The organism is Candidatus Firestonebacteria bacterium RIFOXYD2_FULL_39_29 (genome assembly GCA_001778375.1).
Taxonomy (GTDB): Bacteria; Oederibacteriota; D2-FULL-39-29; order D2-FULL-39-29; family D2-FULL-39-29; genus D2-FULL-39-29.
Window position 1 is genome coordinate 63,755 of the sequence record MFGV01000075.1, and the last position, 17,463, is coordinate 81,217.

General features: G+C 38.0%; 14 protein-coding genes. All 14 read right to left on the reverse strand.

All coding sequences use genetic code 11. The features are described from left to right. Positions 1 to 230: 230 nt before the first annotated feature. Entirely contained in the window at positions 231 to 650 is a 420-nt protein-coding gene (locus A2536_05595) for a secondary thiamine-phosphate synthase enzyme (GenBank protein OGF45013.1), read from the reverse strand. 28 nt (positions 651 to 678) lie between these two features. Beyond that, the gene (locus tag A2536_05600) at positions 679 to 1,218 is read right to left on the reverse strand and encodes a hypothetical protein (protein OGF45014.1); all 540 of its coding nucleotides are present in this window, start codon (positions 1,216 to 1,218) and stop codon (positions 679 to 681) included. 87 nt (positions 1,219 to 1,305) lie between these two features. Further along, positions 1,306 to 2,130: a hypothetical protein gene (locus A2536_05605; protein OGF45015.1), complete on the reverse strand. Its 825-nt coding sequence runs from the start codon at positions 2,128 to 2,130 to the stop codon at positions 1,306 to 1,308. Then, positions 2,127 to 3,182 (reverse strand): 3-methyl-2-oxobutanoate dehydrogenase subunit VorB, encoded by a 1,056-nt coding sequence (locus A2536_05610; protein OGF45027.1) that lies wholly within the window; start codon positions 3,180 to 3,182, stop codon positions 2,127 to 2,129. The genes A2536_05605 and A2536_05610 overlap by 4 nt, the downstream gene beginning before the upstream one ends. Before the next feature lie 8 nt (positions 3,183 to 3,190). Further along, positions 3,191 to 3,409, reverse strand: coding sequence for a hypothetical protein (locus A2536_05615; GenBank protein ID OGF45028.1), 219 nt, complete (start codon positions 3,407 to 3,409; stop codon positions 3,191 to 3,193). Positions 3,410 to 3,414: 5 nt separating this feature from the next. Beyond that, on the reverse strand, positions 3,415 to 4,596 hold the full coding sequence (locus A2536_05620) for an alanine transaminase (GenBank protein ID OGF45016.1): 1,182 nt from the start codon (positions 4,594 to 4,596) through the stop codon (positions 3,415 to 3,417). 12 nt (positions 4,597 to 4,608) lie between these two features. Next, positions 4,609 to 5,520 carry a sugar kinase gene (locus A2536_05625; protein OGF45017.1) on the reverse strand — a complete coding sequence of 304 codons (912 nt, stop codon included), beginning with the start codon at positions 5,518 to 5,520 and terminating at the stop codon, positions 4,609 to 4,611. A 54-nt stretch (positions 5,521 to 5,574) separates the two neighbouring features. Continuing rightward, positions 5,575 to 6,441 carry a lipoyl synthase gene (locus A2536_05630; GenBank protein ID OGF45018.1) on the reverse strand — a complete coding sequence of 289 codons (867 nt, stop codon included), beginning with the start codon at positions 6,439 to 6,441 and terminating at the stop codon, positions 5,575 to 5,577. 4 nt (positions 6,442 to 6,445) lie between these two features. After that, positions 6,446 to 7,627, reverse strand: a complete 1,182-nt coding sequence (locus tag A2536_05635) for a phosphoglycerate kinase (GenBank protein ID OGF45019.1) — start codon at positions 7,625 to 7,627, stop codon at positions 6,446 to 6,448. Positions 7,628 to 7,870: 243 nt separating this feature from the next. Then, complete coding sequence (locus A2536_05640) at positions 7,871 to 8,887, reverse strand: type I glyceraldehyde-3-phosphate dehydrogenase (protein OGF45020.1); 1,017 nt, start codon at positions 8,885 to 8,887, stop codon at positions 7,871 to 7,873. A 16-nt stretch (positions 8,888 to 8,903) separates the two neighbouring features. Then, positions 8,904 to 9,692 (reverse strand): hypothetical protein, encoded by a 789-nt coding sequence (locus A2536_05645; GenBank protein ID OGF45021.1) that lies wholly within the window; start codon positions 9,690 to 9,692, stop codon positions 8,904 to 8,906. Next, positions 9,634 to 10,833, reverse strand: a complete 1,200-nt coding sequence (locus A2536_05650; protein ID OGF45022.1) for a hypothetical protein — start codon at positions 10,831 to 10,833, stop codon at positions 9,634 to 9,636. Before A2536_05650 ends, A2536_05645 begins: the two co-directional genes overlap by 59 nt. A gap of 50 nt (positions 10,834 to 10,883) precedes the next feature. Continuing rightward, positions 10,884 to 11,600: a hypothetical protein gene (locus tag A2536_05655; protein OGF45023.1), complete on the reverse strand. Its 717-nt coding sequence runs from the start codon at positions 11,598 to 11,600 to the stop codon at positions 10,884 to 10,886. Next, on the reverse strand, positions 11,600 to 16,924 hold the full coding sequence (locus A2536_05660) for a hypothetical protein (protein OGF45024.1): 5,325 nt from the start codon (positions 16,922 to 16,924) through the stop codon (positions 11,600 to 11,602). The genes A2536_05655 and A2536_05660 overlap by 1 nt, the downstream gene beginning before the upstream one ends. Positions 16,925 to 17,463: the final 539 nt, after the last annotated feature.

The window sequence follows — 17,463 nt, forward strand, 5'->3', positions numbered from 1 at the left end:
CTAGATACCAGCGACCAGGCTTTTTTTTGCTTCCTGTATTTGCCGTATTTGCTGTTTGTGCTTCTCTTGCTTCCCCTGCTTTACTTTCCGCCATAAAGCGTTGGCGGACCCGCCCTTAGCGAGGTCTCACCACTAAAGAGTGGTGGACTGCTCACCCAGATACCGGCGACCAGGCTTTTTTTACTTCCTGTACTTGCTTTATTTGCTGTCTTTGCTTCCCTTGCTTCTTTTCACTTGCCCATGATTTGAAGGATCACTTCCCTGTCGCGAGGGCGGTTGTCAAAATCCAGAAAGATTATATGTTGAAATATACCGAGAAGAAGTTTTTTATCGGTATAAGGCACTACAAGTGAAGGTCCAAGGAGAGTGGCTCTGATATGAGAATGCCCATTTTTATCTGAATGTGTTACATTATGTTTGTATTTATCATTTTCCGGAATTATCTTTTCCATAAACTCTTTGAGGTCAGTCACAAGTCCGGGTTCGTACTCTATTGTTGTAAGCGCACCGGTAGCCCCGGGAACAAAGATCGTTACCGTTCCGGTATTCATTGCGCAGTCCTGCACCGCCCTGTCAATAAGATTTGTAATATCTTTTACATCTAAATTACCTGTAGTCTTGAACTTCAACTTTTCGGTGCATACCTGCATGTTGTTCCTTTCAGATCTCAATTTGTCATTACTTTTTCCCGATCTCATAACCTTTCTCGATAGCTTTTTTATTTATTGCAACAAGTTCTTTGTATTTTTCAGAGGCATAACTTTCCATAGCCTCAATAATTGATGCAATCTTAACAACTTTAGTTTTTCCTGCGTAAACGCCAAGCGCCAGCATATTAGTTATTCTTGCATTTCCAAGTTCTCTTGCAAGATCAGTAATAGGAACTTGATATAATTCAGCATCTTTACGTTTTACTTCTCTTTTAATAAGAGAAGAGTTTAAAATAATCAACCCCTTATCGGCAAGGGAATTCTCATAATTATCAAAGCCTATATTATCCAGCGCAATTATAACCTCCGGCCTTCCGATCACAGGTGAAGCAATAGGTGCATCAGAAATTACCACAGCACAATAAGAAAGCCCGCCCCGCTTTTCCGCGCCATAAGAAGGAAGCCAGGTAACATATTTATTTTCTAAAAGCCCTGCTTTGCAAAGCACTGTACCCGCAAGCAGTACACCTTGTCCCCCGCTGCCGCAGATGATTACGTTGTTCTCCATTTCATTTTCCTACCTTTTTCTTTTCTTCCATCTATTCAGCCTTTTTCCTGTTTTTCTTACAATTTTCAGCAGGTGATATCGCTGATTTTAAAAGCTGATGGCGCTGATAAATTCATTTTCAATATTACGTTCTTTTCTTCTCTTACTTTGTCGACTGTACTTGCTTTCTTTGCTTCCATTGCTGTCTTTAATCACTCCCAGTTTATAATAATCCATCATTTTTTCTTTAACGAACTTTAAGGCATCTAAAGGTTTAAGTCCCCAGTTGATAGGACAGGGGGAAAGAACTTCAACAAAGGAAAACCCGACTTTGTCTATCTGATTTTGAAAAGCTTTCTTAATGGCTTTTTTTGCTTTAATAACATTAGCAGGATCTATAACGGTAACACGTTCTATGTAAACCGCACCTTCAATTGAAGATAAAAGTTCGGAAACCCGGAGAGGATATCCGGCAACTTTGACATCCCTGCCACTCTGAGTTGTAGTCGTTTTCATACCTGCTAATGTTGTCGGCGCCATTTGACCGCCGGTCATTCCATAATTAGCATTATTAATAAAGATGACTGTTATATTTTCGCCTCTATTAGCGGCATGTATGATTTCATTGGTACCTATTGAAGCAAGATCACCGTCGCCCTGATAAGTAAAAACTATCCTGTCAGGCAAACAGCGTTTAATAGCGGTAGCTACCGCCGGCGGTCTGCCATGAGGCGCTTCAGTTACATCAAAATTAAAATAATCGTAAGCAAATACGGCGCAGCCCACCGGGGCTATCCCGATAGTTTTTTCCCGGACATCAAGTTCGTCTATTACTTCCGCAACTATACGGTGCACGAGTCCGTGCCCGCATCCGGGGCAATAGGAATTTGCCGCTTCTTTCAGACTTTCAGGTCTTTTGTAGACTACTTTCATTTTGCGAGTTCCTTTATTTTTTCAAATACTTCTTCTTTTGTTGCAACTGCCCCGCCCGGCCTGCCGTGGAAAGATATTTTTTTATTATCTTCCACTGCCAGACGGATATCCTCGACCATCTGGCCGAGATTTAATTCCACAACAAGAACTTTCTTTGCCTTCTTCCCAAGCTCTGATACAATATCTGAAGCAAAGGGCCATACTGTAACCGGCCTGAATAAACCTGCTTTAATATCCGCTTTTCTTGCCATATCAACAGCGCCTTTACAGATTCTGCCCATAATGCCGTATGCGCAAATCAGTATTTCGGCATCTTCCGTATGGTATGTTTCATGGCGTACTTCGACTTCCATCTTTTTAAATTTTTCGGAAAGTTTCCAATTATGTTTTTCCAATATAGTAGGATTTTGCATCATTAACGAAAATATGGACCTCGGGGCCCTTCCTTTTGCTCCGTCAAGGATCCAGTCTTTTTTTGGCAACTTCATTTTAGGTCTGTACTCCGGAAATTCCACAGCTTCCATCATTTGTCCAAGAATTCCGTCAGAAAGTATCATTACAGGTGTCCTGTACTTATCTGCCAGATCAAAAGCATCCATTACATGTTCTATCGCTTCCGGTATTGTTGAAGGAGCCAGCACAGGCATTTTATAATCTCCATGCCCGCCGCCTTTAGTTGCCTGAAAATAATCCGCTTGCGAACCCTGAATATTGCCGAGTCCGGGACCGCCGCGCTGCATATTTACAATTACTCCCGGTAATTCACAGCCAGCCATATAAGAAATACCTTCCTGTTTTAAAGATATTCCGGGGCTTGATGAACTGGTCATTGCCCGGGTTCCGGTCAAAGAAGCTCCGAACACCATATTAATAGCGGCTAATTCGCTTTCTGCCTGTATAAAAACTCCGCCGGCTTCCGGCATTCTCCAGGACATATATTCCGGTATTTGATTTTGCGGGGTTATCGGATAGCCGGCATAAAACCTGCAGCCGGCTAAAATTGCTGCTTCAGCAATTGCTTCATTACCATTAATAAGTATTTTTTTATTAATTCCTGTTGTCATTTCTTTTCTTCCTTATACACCTCTATAGCAGCTTCAGGACACATCAAAGCGCACAAAGCGCAGGAGGTACATTTACCTTCTTTATCATCAAACTCAACAAAGAGATAACCTTTAGCGTTGAAAGATTTCGATAAAGCTAAATTACTTTTATTACAGTAAAGGATACAATAACCGCAACTCTTGCATTTTTCCTTGTTTATATTTACTTTTTGCATTTTATTCATTTTCTTTCCAGCACTTTTCTTATCCCGCGAACCGCTTGTTTAATTCTTTCATCGTTTTCCACGAGAGCGAACCTGACATAACCTTCCCCGTACTCTCCAAACCCTATACCCGGAGAAACTGTTACAGCACCTTCACGCAATATTAACTTACTGAATTCGACGGAACCCATACTTTTAAACTTCTCGGGAATTTCCGCCCAAATAAACATTGTAGTATTAGGTTTAGGAATATTCCAACCGGCTTTTCCCAGACCGTCAATCAGAACATCACGCCGTACCCGGTAAACATCCGCTATTTCAGCAACACATTTTTGGTCACCTTTTAAAGCCGTAATAGCTGCCACTTGAATAGGCGTAAAAATACCGTAATCCATATAACCTTTTAGCTTTGCAAGGTCAGATATTACTTTCGGGTTACCCAGACAAAATGCAATACGCCAGCCTGCCATATTGTACGACTTTGTTAAAGAGTAAAACTCCACTCCGACATCTTTTGCCCCTTTTACCTGTAAAAAAGACGGAGGTTTATAACCGTCGAAATGGAGATCTTTATACGCATAGTCATGGATAACTATAAGGTTTTCCTGTTTGGCAAAAGCTACAACATCCTCAAAGAATTTGAGATCAACTGTTGCCGTAGTGGGATTATGAGGATAGCTAAGAAGTAAAACTTTTGGTTTGGGAAAATATTGATCCATTTTGATCTTCTTAAGATCAATTACAAAATTGTTCTCTTTTAAAAGAGGCATGCTGATAACCTTGCCGCCTGCTATTACAATTGAATAAAGATGTATAGGATATGTCGGATTAGGCACCAGCGCCTGATCTCCGTCACCAAGTAAAGCCATCGCAAGATGCGAGATCCCTTCTTTTGCACCTATAGTAGCTATTACTTCACTTTCAGGATCAAGATCTATGTTAAAGTCCTCTTTATATCTGTAAGAAACAGCTTTTCGAAGACCGGAAAGTCCTTTGGAAACGGAATACCTATGGGCCTTTGGGTCTCTTGCCACTTCGCAAAGTTTATCAACTATATGCTGGGGCGTCGGTTTGTCAGGATTCCCCATTCCAAGGTCAATGACATCGATGCCTTTAGCTCTTTCTTCCTGCATAAGGCCTTTAACCGCGCCAAGCGCGTAAGGCGGTAAGCTTTTTATTCTTTTTGACTGTTCAAACATAATAATCCCTCTTTAGAAAGCTTCAAAGTGTGTAAACTTCTTTATATCCCTAAAACGTTCGTTTACCTTTGCCATATTTAAAGTTAGGAACCTGTCAATAGAAAAATCTTCTACGCAGTAGGAAGCAGTAACTGTTCCAAAAATAAGCGCTCTTTTTATTTCTTCTTCGTTTATTTTATTAACGGAAGAGATATATCCCATAAAGCCTCCGGCAAAACAATCTCCGGCGCCTGTCGGATCAAAGACACTTTCAAGAGGATATGCAGGTGCAAGAAAATGCCAACTGTCAGATATAATAATACATCCGTGTTCGCCTTTCTTTATGACCACCATTCTGGGGCCAAGTTTTAAAATCTTTTTACCGGCCTTAAAAAGGTTAGATTCTCCCGAGATTTCTCTGGCTTCAGAATCGTTAAAGAAACAAATATCAACATTTTTTAAGACTTTAAGCAGGTTATTATAATCCGTCTTAATATAAAAGTCTATTGTATCGCAGGCAACTATTTTTGGCCGGGCCTTCATCTGTTTTAGCACATCAAGCTGAAGAGCCGGATGAATATTGCCAAGAAATAAATATTTAGCTTTTTTATAGGATTCCGGTAATCGCGGTTTAAAATCGGCAAATACGCCGAGATTAAGTTTCTTTGTTTCCCTTATATTCATGTCAAATTTATATTCACCCGTCCATCTGAAAGTCAATCCGTCAGCGGTGGTGAGGCCTTCCAAATCAATATTACGTTTTTTCATGCTTTGCAGATGTTTAGCAGGGAAATCTTTACCGACAACTCCGACAAGCTTTACCCTGTTAAAATAACTTGCAGCATAAGAAAAATACGTTCCGGACCCTCCAAGAACATCCACAGCTTTTTTGAAAGGATTAATCACCGTATCTAAAGCAATCGAACCTACAACGGCCAGGCTCATTTCAACCCCGCAAGCCTGACTTTAGTGCTCAGTATAAATTTTACGTTCTGTAAACTATTCATGTTTGGTTTCCTTATACAAATCTAGCGCTCTGTAAGAACTCCTGATAAAAGGCCCGCTATAAACAGTTTTTAAACCTTTTGACAAGGCTTCCTGTTTCATAGTTTCAAAACGTCCGAGACAGACAAACTCCTTTACTTCCGCCCTTCCTTTCGAAGGCCGTAAATACTGTCCAATCGTTAGAATATCACACCCTGTGGCACATATATCGTCAATAAGGGCCGAGATCTGTTCGTCAGTTTCTCCAAGCCCCACCATAAAACCGCTTTTTGTGATACAATCCGGATCAAGTATTTTTAATTCTTTTAAGACCTTTAAAGATTTTTCATATTGAGCGTTACTCGGTCTCAAAGCCCCGTAGAGCTCTTTTACCATTTCAATGTTATGACCTATAACTACAGGTTTCGCCTTTACAATTTTTTCCAGAGCACCGGTATTTCCGTTAAAATCCGGTATTAAAACTTCTATCTTTAGTCCTTTCAGCTTTTTTAAAGCATTTATAACTCTTTTAAAATGCTCTGCACCCCCGTCAGGCAGATCATCTCTAGTGACCGAGGTTATAACTACATAGTTAAGTCCAAGTTTTTCTACCGCACTAAGAACTTTTTTTGGTTCTTCTGGATCCGGCAGACCGGGTTTACCGATCTTTATATCACAGAACAAGCAACCCCTGGTACAAACATTCCCTAAAATCAAGAAAGTAGCTGTTTTTTTTGAAAAACATTCGCCTATATTCGGGCATCTTGCATTCTCACAAACCGTAGACAAGCCGCTTTTCTTTAATAAATTGTAAGTTTCATTATATTTGCTGTTGTTTGGGAACCTTTTTTTTAACCATTCAGGAAATCTTTGATTTCCCATAATATTATTTATTTATTAAAGCCGCTATACCGGGAAGCTCTTTTCCTTCAATAAATTCAAGTGAAGCTCCTCCGCCCGTAGAAATATGGGTTATTTTTGCTTTTACTCCCGCTTTTTTAATGGCAGAAACAGAATCCCCGCCTCCGACTACAGACACATTTCCGCTGTTTGCAATTGCTTTTGCTATTGCAATAGTGCCGGCTGCGAAAGCATCAACTTCAAACAAGCCCAGAGGACCGTTCCAAAATATAGTTTTTGATATTTTTACAACTTTTTCAAATTCAGCTATGGATTTAGGCCCGATATCAAAAGCGATCATATTGTCAGGTATTTCATTAACACATTCAATGTTATGAGGATTATCTTTTGTGCTCGAAACAATGTGGTCTACCGGAAGATATATATTAACGCCTTTTGTTTTAGCTTTTTCGAGAATATCCTTTGCTACTTCAACTTTATCGGCTTCAAGCAGGGACTTTCCTATTCCTTTTCCCTGTGCCTTCATAAAAGTATATGCCATTCCTCCGCCAATTATCAGATTGTCAACTTTACTTATAAGATTATTAAGTAAATCAATCTTGGATGATATTTTCGCTCCGCCGATTATCGCAAGTATGGGCCTTGTGGGATTTTCAAGAACCATCCCCAGATATTTAATCTCTTTTTCAATTAGAAAGCCGGCTGCAGCCTGTTTTACAAATTTTGTAACGCCTTCAGTTGAGGCATGAGCTCTATGCGCAGTCCCGAAAGCATCGTTAACATATATATCACACAGATCGGCAAGTTGTTTGCTAAATGCAGGATCATTTTCTTCTTCCTCGGCGTGGAATCTGACATTTTCAAGGAGTAGAACATCTCTGTCCTTCATCCCGCTAACTATTTTTATAACTTCTTCTCCGACACAATCTTTTGCAGTCAGAACAGGTTTACCTAAAAGTTCCTGTAATTTTGCGGCAACCGGAGCCATTCTTAATTTTTCAACTATTTTTCCGTCAGGCCTTCCGAGATGAGAGACAAGTATTGCTTTTCCCCCGTTATCAATAATATATTTTATAGTAACTAAAGCTTCTCTTATTCTGGTATCATCTCTAACTTGCATATTTTCATCTTGAGGTACATTAAAATCAACTCTAACAAGAACTCTTTTGCCTTTTACATTAATATCCCTTATTGAAAGCTTTTCCATGTTGTCCCCCTAAAAATCAATCACTAATAACTAAATTCTAAATCCTAAACAATTACTAAGAATCAATTTTTAATCATTAAACTACAACCTTTCCGCCTTTCTTTGTTTAATAATTAGTGCTTAAATATTTTTTTTTGTTTAGTGCTTAGAACTTAAATCTTAGTTATTTTATTTGTATTACCTACGTTAGCCCCGAGCAGGTTTTAAGGCCTGCACGGGGATAACCGTTTACTATATTAGTTATTATAGTTTCTTTGCTACCATCTGGGAAAGCTCAACTACTCTATTAGAGTAGCCCCATTCATTGTCATACCAGGAAAGAACTTTTACCATGTTACCTTCTATTGACATTGTTGACATTGCGTCAATGATAGAAGATTTCGGATTACCGCAGAAATCGATCGAAACCAGCGGTTTGTCGCAATATTCAAGATACTTACCCATCTGACCTTCTGAAGCTTTTTTAAGGGCTGCATTTACTTCTTCGGTTGTGGCATTCTTTCCAAGCTCGGCTACCAGATCCACAACAGAAACGTTAGGAGTCGGTACTCTCATAGAAAAACCGGTAAGTTTGCCTTTCATTTCGGGTAATACCAACCCGACCGCTTTTGCCGCACCGGTGCTGGTAGGAATCATAGAAAGTGCAGCAGCTCTTGACCTTCTTAAGTCGCTGTGTTCGAAATCCAAAATCCTCTGGTCATTGGTATAAGAGTGTATAGTGGTCATCAACCCTCTTTTTACACCAAAGCTGTCAATAAGTACTTTTACCATCGGAGCCAAACAATTGGTAGTGCAAGACGCATTAGAAATAATATGATGCTTCGCCGGATCATATTTTCCTTCGTTTACGCCAAGAACGATAGTAATATCCTCATTCTTTGCAGGGGCGGAAATGATAACTTTTTTTGCTCCCGCGGAGATATGCGCAACTGCTTTTTCTTTATCAGTGAATCTTCCGGTGGATTCTATAACAATATCAACACCGAGAGCTTTCCACGGAAGATTTGCAGGATCCTTTTCCGAGGTAATTTTTATTTCCCTTCCATTGATCGTAATAGAGTTGTCAGTATTCTTAACCTCTCCCGCAAAAGTCCGGTGCACAGAATCATATTTGAAAAGGTGCGCCAACGTACCCGCTTTTGCAAGGTCATTAACCGCAACTATTTCAAGATCCTTCCAAGCTTCAGGATTCTGCGCTGCGGCCCTCATTACGAGACGGCCGATCCTGCCAAAACCATTTATTGCCACTTTTGTTGCCATAATATTGTTCCTCCTTCTAAAATTTATTAATTAATATTAAAGACATTCCTGTCTCATTATATTCGAAGTACGCGCTAAAATCATCTTTGATATAATTATTATGTAGATTCCCTATTAAAGTTCCTATTACAGCTCCCAAAAAAACATCAGACAACCAGTGTTTTTCATTATAGATCCTTGAAAAACCCACCAAAGCCGCAAGAGGATATGTTATTATTCCGATATCATAAGAACTTGCAAGCACCGTAGCGGTAGAAAAGGCCACTGCAGTGTGACCTGACGGAAAAGAATCATTTTTCAACCCAAACGGTTCAAAAGTAAATTCATCAAATCCGCTATCAGGCCTTCTTCTACCAAAGCCTATTTTAATTACACCTGTTACAAGTCCAGTTTCTAAAAAAGATTCGACAATATTAAGAGCAGTTTTTCTTTCTTTGTCTCCGCCGATTAAATACATTGCAAGAGCTGAACCTATTGTAAAATATCCATCTCCTAATATATCAGCATTTTTAAAAATATCCAGGTTTTGAGATCGTAAAGAGGTTAAATTTTCATTTAACGTTTTATCAAAAACAAAGCAAACAGAACCCAGAGATAATACCTCTATAAGCGGTACAACACTCCCGCTATCCAGTCTTAAAGGAAAAGCAACTTCAGTTGACAAATGATCCAGTAACTTACAGTCGCAAAAAAACGACGTATTTCCAAAGATCAAAATTAAAGCAAGAACTGCTATTATTAAGAACTTACTTCTTTTCAGCTTTTTTCCTCTTATTTTCGTCAATAACTTTGTCGTATATTCCAAGCATTTTCTTTGCTATATTCTCTGAAGACATCTCCATAGCTCTTGCATGAGCTTCCGATGCTTTCTTATCATAAAGAGCTTTATCGGTAAGAACCAAATTTACTTTATTCGCAAAATCATTTACATCATCTTTTGTAAGAAACCCGCCGGTCTGTTTTTCAAAGCCTTCCAGCATATCTATTACACCCATCTCACCTATACACACTACAGGCTTATAAAAATACATTGCTTCCAATAAAACTAAACCCTGGGTTTCTGTCTTTGAGCCAAAAACAAAGAGGTCCTCTGCAGCATAAGCATCAACCCAATCTCTATGATTTAAAAATTTAAGGATAAGTACTTTGTCGGCAATACCAAGTTTTTCCACCTGATCTTCAAGCTCTTGTTTGGCTACGCCCTCTCCGGAAATTACCAGCCTTGCATTTGGAATATTCTTTAGTATCAGAGGCATTGCGTCTATCAAGAAGTTAATATTCTTTTCACGGCCAAGACGGCACATACAAAGAAGCATTTTTTCGTCTTTGCTTATATTATACTTTTTTCTAAAAGAACCTCCATCCGGATTGTCAAACTTATCTAAATCTATTCCTGTGGGCATAACTTCAATAGGGACAGTAACGCCGTATTTAATTAGAGCATCCTTCATCTGTGGAGACGGAGAAATAACCATATCCCCTTTATTCAGTACCCACCTGGAAAATAGTTTTGTTATCCAGGAAAGAGGGCGTTTCAGCCATTTAATATTCATATAGGTGTTAATATATTCAGGGTATAAGGTGTGATATGTATTAATAATTGGAATCCCGAGTTTTCTTGCCCAGGTTATTCCATGATATCCCAACGGAAACGGTGATTGCGAATGTATTATATCGAGATTCATGTATTTCCAGTCAATTTTAGTCTGCCAGGTAAAAGTAAGACGATACTTTGGAGGAAAAGGGGCTTTATGAGATTTATATCTTATTATATCAGGCTCTTCATCTTTATAAAGTTGCGAGGTATTGACTAAATCAGGATATTCAGGGCAAGGGATGTAAACTCGATGTCCAAGCTTCCTGTACTCTTTTGCATAGGCTCTTATAGAAGTAACAGCTCCATCGGTAGACGGTAAATAATCATCTCCGGGTAAGGATATATTCATTTAGTCTCCAAGTTACGTTTTAAAGTAATGCTTTAAGCAGCTTTATTTTACTATAATCCGCGGGCTAAAGTAAAGACTCTTATTTGGCTTGCACCTGCTCCTAAAAGCGTTTTTGAGCATTCATCCGCGGTCGCACCGCTTGTAAAAAGATCATCTACAAGAAGAACAGACGCCCATTTGATTTTTTCGGTGTATTTTACGTTAAAAGCACCGCTAATATTCTTAAATCTTTGTTCTTTTGAAAGCTTATATTGAGCTAATGTATCTTTGGACCTGATTAATACATTCTTTATTACAGGTATCTTAAACTCCGCACCTAAATACTCAGCCAATATTTCAGTCTGGTTATACTCTCTTTTCTCCCGCTTACTATCTGATATTGGTACAGGGATTATCAAATCTATATCATTCCAGCCTCCGTTTTCCCTGATACAGGCAACCATGAATTCACCCAAATATTTTCCCAGACTTTTCTTGCCTTTATATTTGAATTCATGCAGGGCTTCTTTCAAAACACCTTCATATACTCCTGAGGATCTGTTATCCACAAAAGAAAGCCGCCTGACGGAGCAATCCGCACAAAAGTGATCATCAGACAAGATAAGTTGTTTCCCGCAATAAAGACAAAAGGGATCTTTGATCTTCCTGATCGAATCCCAACATTCTCTGCAAAAACATACTTTTCTCTCACCTCTCATTACTTTACCGCAAGTTTTACAACTCGGAGGGAATATTAAATCAAGAATATTCGTAAATATATTTTTCATTAAAATACCGCGTTTACTTTAACATTTAAACCGTACGCGTAATAGTTATTCACATTTGAGACATTGTCCACAAAATAATTAAATTGAAGTCCTATATCAGCTCTGATGTTTTTCGAAAAGCTGTACTGAATAAAGGCTCCTGCGATATAATTATCAGTATTAACATTTGATAAAACCGTTATACTGTTTGAAGTGTTTCTGGTCATAGCCAGATTAAATTTATAATTAATCCTTATTGTTTGTTCAATTTTTATTATTGCTCCGCCAAAAAGAAAATCAGGAAGTTTTATTGGATCTAAAAAATTTAAATTTTGATAAATGTCGATTCCCGGATTAAAAGCCCTATTCATGTAGATTACGTTATTTTCCAGCCTGTCTTCAATATTTGTTGAGAAAGACAAGGAGCCGTTGAAAGCTTCAGAAACCCGGAATGGCATAGTCAGGTTACCGGAATGAGAGAAAGAATTTGAGATGATCTTATCATTTGAATCTTTTCTTGCTATATTCTTAAAATCATACTGCATATCAAGATTAGTCAGGTTGAGTATGCTCAAAAGAGGAATAGGAGGATTTTCAATATTTATTCCGCTGCCAAGGGAATAAACATTTGTTTTTGTCAGGAATTGTGACTGCCGGTTTCCCTCGTAACTTATACTGCCTCGGGGATTAAAGGTTATTGTTGCTATTTTAAACCTTCCGCTGCCTGTATCAGTGATAAGCTGGGAGCTGTTAAAGGAATATGCATCTGCAGGTACAAGACCCCAGATATCCAAGTCGGTAAGATTCGTAATTGGAGCTGTGGAAGCGCTGTTATCATATTTGTCATAAAGAGCATTGGCAGAAATTCTATGACTTAAATTAATAGAAGGTGAAGCAGAAGCCAAAAATTCAAACCATTCGGAAAGTCTAAAATCAGAAGCAATTTCCAGAGAGGTACCGGTTCTTAATTGATTTACGTTATAATCCCTGTCGACGGTAGCGTTATAATTTACTTTTGGCGAGCATCCCGGTAATTTACTGTATACCACATTAAGCCCTGCCCCTCTGCCGAGCGTCTGGGTCTCAAAATCATTAAGATAGGATGTGTTACTGTTCCCAACAGAAGGATTATAGGCAGCTACATTCCCTCTTTTATCAAGTTGTCTTAGCTGGTAAAACGGATTTATATTAAATCCTGATAGTAATTCATACCCGCCGTTCCATTTTCCGTAAGATTCCCGCATAATAGAATATGAATTTCTACTTGGATCAACCGAATGATTCATCTGATCTTCCGCAAATTTAAATTCACCCTCAAAATTATTTGAACCAAGAGGTATAAGTCCGAATAAAGTATTTGGAAGAGTATAGGTCGCTCTTGAATATAAATTGTAGACCTTAGATCTGGTATTATCAACAGTGCTTACGGCTCCCGGCAAATATTGAATGTCTTCAGTTTTATACGCCGCATTTAGATTTATATTCAGAGGATTAAAAAGAGACAGATTCATTCCTGCTCCATAATTATCACTTGCTTTTTCCGGGTATGATATGTAATTCGGGTTGGTTTTATCCGTATCTTTTGTTGTTGTTTCATCCCTTCTGTAGGTGATATTAACAGGCATAAAATCTGCGAGTTTTAAATTTGAGGATACTGAATAATACATCTGGTTCTGTTTTACACTGGCGTAAGTCTGAGACACCGCAAGTGAGGAGTTAACACTGGAATCTTCGAAGAAGTTAAACATGCTGTCAATATTCTTATAATCAAGCGTAGTCGAAAAGAAATCTCCAAATCTTACAGTACCGCCGAGTCTAGAAGCCAAACCTTCTTTAATATCGGGGTCAGACAATCTCAAATTATTTAACCAGATTTCCCCATCGGTGCCGGAACTTAAAACACCAAGGCTTATAACCTTTACATTGTTAAGATAAAAACTTGCAGCATGAGCGGAATCATCCGGACCGGAAATAGGTATTGTTATTGTTTGCCAGCCGGCGGCAACAGAGTCCAGACTGACTCTATATTCCAAATAACTTGTCTCATCACTTCCTATTCTAAGGAATATTTTATCACCGGTCGTAGCTTTCTTTTTATAAATATCAAACCTGATATTTCTGTATTCCATGAAATTTATCGGTTTTGATATACTTTTATAAACATAAGGTATTGTTAAACCGCTGGTATTTGTAGAACTATACGTCAGGCTGAGTGATTGCTCTCTGTTTAAATCAGCTGTTGTATTTGCAATAAAAAAAACATCTGTTAACGGGATGTAAGAACTATCCAACAGCTGATTAACGGCTCTAACATTTAACGTTTTCACGGGGTTTAAATCCTTTAGCTCCCATTTATTCCCGGAAAACTGCACTGATTCAAGCAAAATTGAACTTGCAGCTCCCGTCGCGCTTTTCAACCAAATTCTTGCATGCTTTACAAAAGAAGCATTAGGTGCAGGACTTCCGATAGGAGTAACAGGAGCTTCAAACTGTAAAGGTATTTTTATCAATTTCCAGGTGCCAAGTGAGTTAACAACAGTGCTTGCTATATTTGACGCAGGAATACTTCCGGTATTAAAAGAATATCTAAAAAAACTCTCTTTATCGTTACCTTCTAATATTCCATTATTATTAAGATCTTCCGTATCAGGCTTCGGCCTCTGGCTATTATTATTGCCGGCTCCAACGGTTGAGAAACCTGTACTTGTGTTTACGGATATACCGACATCCTCTCCAATATTTATAGCTCCATCACCATTTGTATCCTCCGTATCTAACTTACCGTTATTATTAATGTCTTCAGAAATAGTTCCAATATCAACATTGAAGTCAACATCTTTTGACCAGTCTGTATTCATCCATATTTCTAAATATTTAAATTTGCTAAAGTCAGAACCATTCGGAGAAATAACATATCTTATTGAATCCCAATTCCCTGGATTCAGATTATATTCAATCTTTAGCATCTGCTTCTTGGTCGTTATCGTAGTGTCATGACTGTACTCTTCATAATATAAAAAATCTTTTATAAGATATCTGTTGTTATCCGTTAAAGTAGCCGTTTGATCAGTTGGTACACTGGAAGTAAACCATGCATTATAGTCTATTCCAAGTCCTGTTATATTATCCGAGCTTTCCATTCCGTCAATCATCCCCACTCCGGGTTCACCTGTTTTTGATTGGAATATATTCGGATTATATGTACTTTTGGCCATTTCCGCGGATATACTTATATCCGTGGGTAAGAAAAATATTCTTCCAAAAACAGAATCGATCATCGTTTGAGAAATAGAAATTTTGCCGTCAATATCCAGTAAACCTAAACTTGCGGGTGTAGAGCCGGCAGCAGGTACATCAATAGGCGTCTGCCCGCCTGTATATAAATATGTTGAACCAATCGACAGAGGATCAAGCCTTAACTCAGCTCTAACTCCAAAAAGGTTGCTTTGAAAACCGCCACCAAAAGGCATGTATTCATACGTAACATCGATTTTTGTTTTATCTGTTATTTTATCCTCATTAAAGAAGAAAATAAAACCGGAATCATAGTCAATTGTATAATCAACATCTCGGGAAAGTTTATTTCCATCCATAAGCAATGTTTCGCTATATTTAACTATACTAAAATTAGGTAATTGATAAGTTTTAAATTTATATTTATACTCCACATGTATTTTATATCTGTTCTGCGTCAAAGCGGAATCTTTTGTGGGATATGCATCAGGTTTTGTCGGTAAGGCAAAAGGTTTTTCATAATTTGTCGAGCTTGTTGTAGATGTTTTGACACAAAACAGTCCGTTATCTAAATCCATGGAATAACTAAAATTAGTAATCGGCAACTCTGTATTATTTTGATCGTAAATCTTAAAAACAAATTCGGGATCATATTGAGGATTTAGAATTTTTTTGTTTCCTAACCCGTAATAATTCATTAATTGTCTGTCATAATATGAAGCATCACCCAATAATGGTTGGAGAACCCTATCCGAAGTATAAGCAGAATCATCAAAATCAAAAATATCATTTGAATCATATCCGAGTTTGATTGTTCCATTAGAATACTTATAAGCAACTACAACAACATAATTAGTTTGTATTGATCTATTAAAGGTGATTATTCCTGTAGTATAATCAATCGTATAATCTGTACCGGGATGCAGACAATCAAGTGAATATTTTCCAGATACTGTTTTCTGTGTATATATTGTAATATCTTTTCCTCCTCGGTCTCCCGTAGTAGTATAATTCGGAGGATAATTATTATTGTATCCATTTAAGTCATCAATCCATATTTGCTCTGTTCCCGGAGTTAACGGAAGATGCGTATCGTTGGCCTGGAGTTTGAAATACTTTTGTTTTACAAAAGAAGTATCGCTGATATCCAGTTTTTGCTGCGAATAACCTCCGGAGAAACTGACAGTTTTTGTTTTACCTTTCGTTTGCGCTCCGATAGCCTTGAGTGACAGATTTTTATATTTTAATTCTATATCGCCTCCAAAAATACTTTTACTATAGCCGGTAAACTCTGTATTTGGCAAAGATAGTATTACATCTCCGAATTGCGCTTGCTGTATTAGTTCATCAGGTTCACCCTTGTAAACAAGTGAAATATCCCTTTGTTGTTCTTTTGTATCATCATAATCAACATTTACTGTTACTCTTTTTCCGACAGTCCCCGATAATCTTACCTGTAAATCCTGTGTAAGAGAGAACCCGCTTGTAATTCCTCCGGCTGAACTGCCGCCAGACACAGGGACACCTACAGGAGGATTTGTACGAATTACATTGCCATAATTAATTGACACACCTTTTCTGCCTGTAATTTCAAGCCTTGACTCTAAAGGGAGATCAACACCAATTTTACCAAACAAACCTTCAGGCATACTTTCTTTTAGTGTAACATCAACGTCGGTTTTTTTATTGTTCAAATCTCCTGATATTAAAAGTGATTTTGATTCAGGAGCAATTGGGCCTATTTCCGGAGTAACATCGCTTAACTGTACGATTGGAGAAAAAGTAAAATTATCTGTAAATTTCCATTCCGGTGTAATATTTTGTACAGGAGGATTTAAAACAGGAATCTGCTTGCTTTGAATAGTCCCTTCTTCAGTAACATTTAGTAATTTTATTAAATCTTCTGCTGTTATTTCCTTTTTTTCAACATTAATATTGGTTATTTCAGGAACAAATACAGGTTTTTCTTCTTTTGTTATCGGTTCATTTTGTGAAATTATACTCTCAGCAAGACAGAAGACAGGAAAACCTGCGCTGAAAACTACAAAAATAGTAAAACCAGCAATAATACATATTAAAGAGAAGATTTCTGTTTTTCTATTCAAAAACATCTCTGATCCCTTTTCCTTAAATCAAGTATAATTATATTGATTTTATCACAAAAACTATTAATTTACAATATGAAACCTGACCCGAATATTGAGAGGATTCCGGGTCTGATATCACAGATAGAAGAGAGATGACACAGATAAATCAACTTTACTGCACTCTTCTTCTGCTTTAAGATGTACTTTTATAGTTTATTTTTTTGAATCATACCCCTAAAAACAAAGTAAAACTATCAAATTAGAATTAATACAACCTTTATGTCTATTGCATAATCAGTGTCCACCTATGGTGAGATCTCGTCCGCTACTATGCTGTGCGAGACCTCGCCAATAGGCGGGCCAAGGGCGGAGAATCCTGTAGCTTTGCAATCTGCGAAATCAAACCCGAAATCCCGCAAACCCTTAATATTTTGCAAGTCAACAATGGCATGCTTTCTACTTTGGATTTCGGGTCGAGTTATAATCAAAAGATGTGTATGAAGTAAAACAGCGACGTATCCTGTATAATAAGTTTTACGAGAACAAAATTATAAGGAGGAACG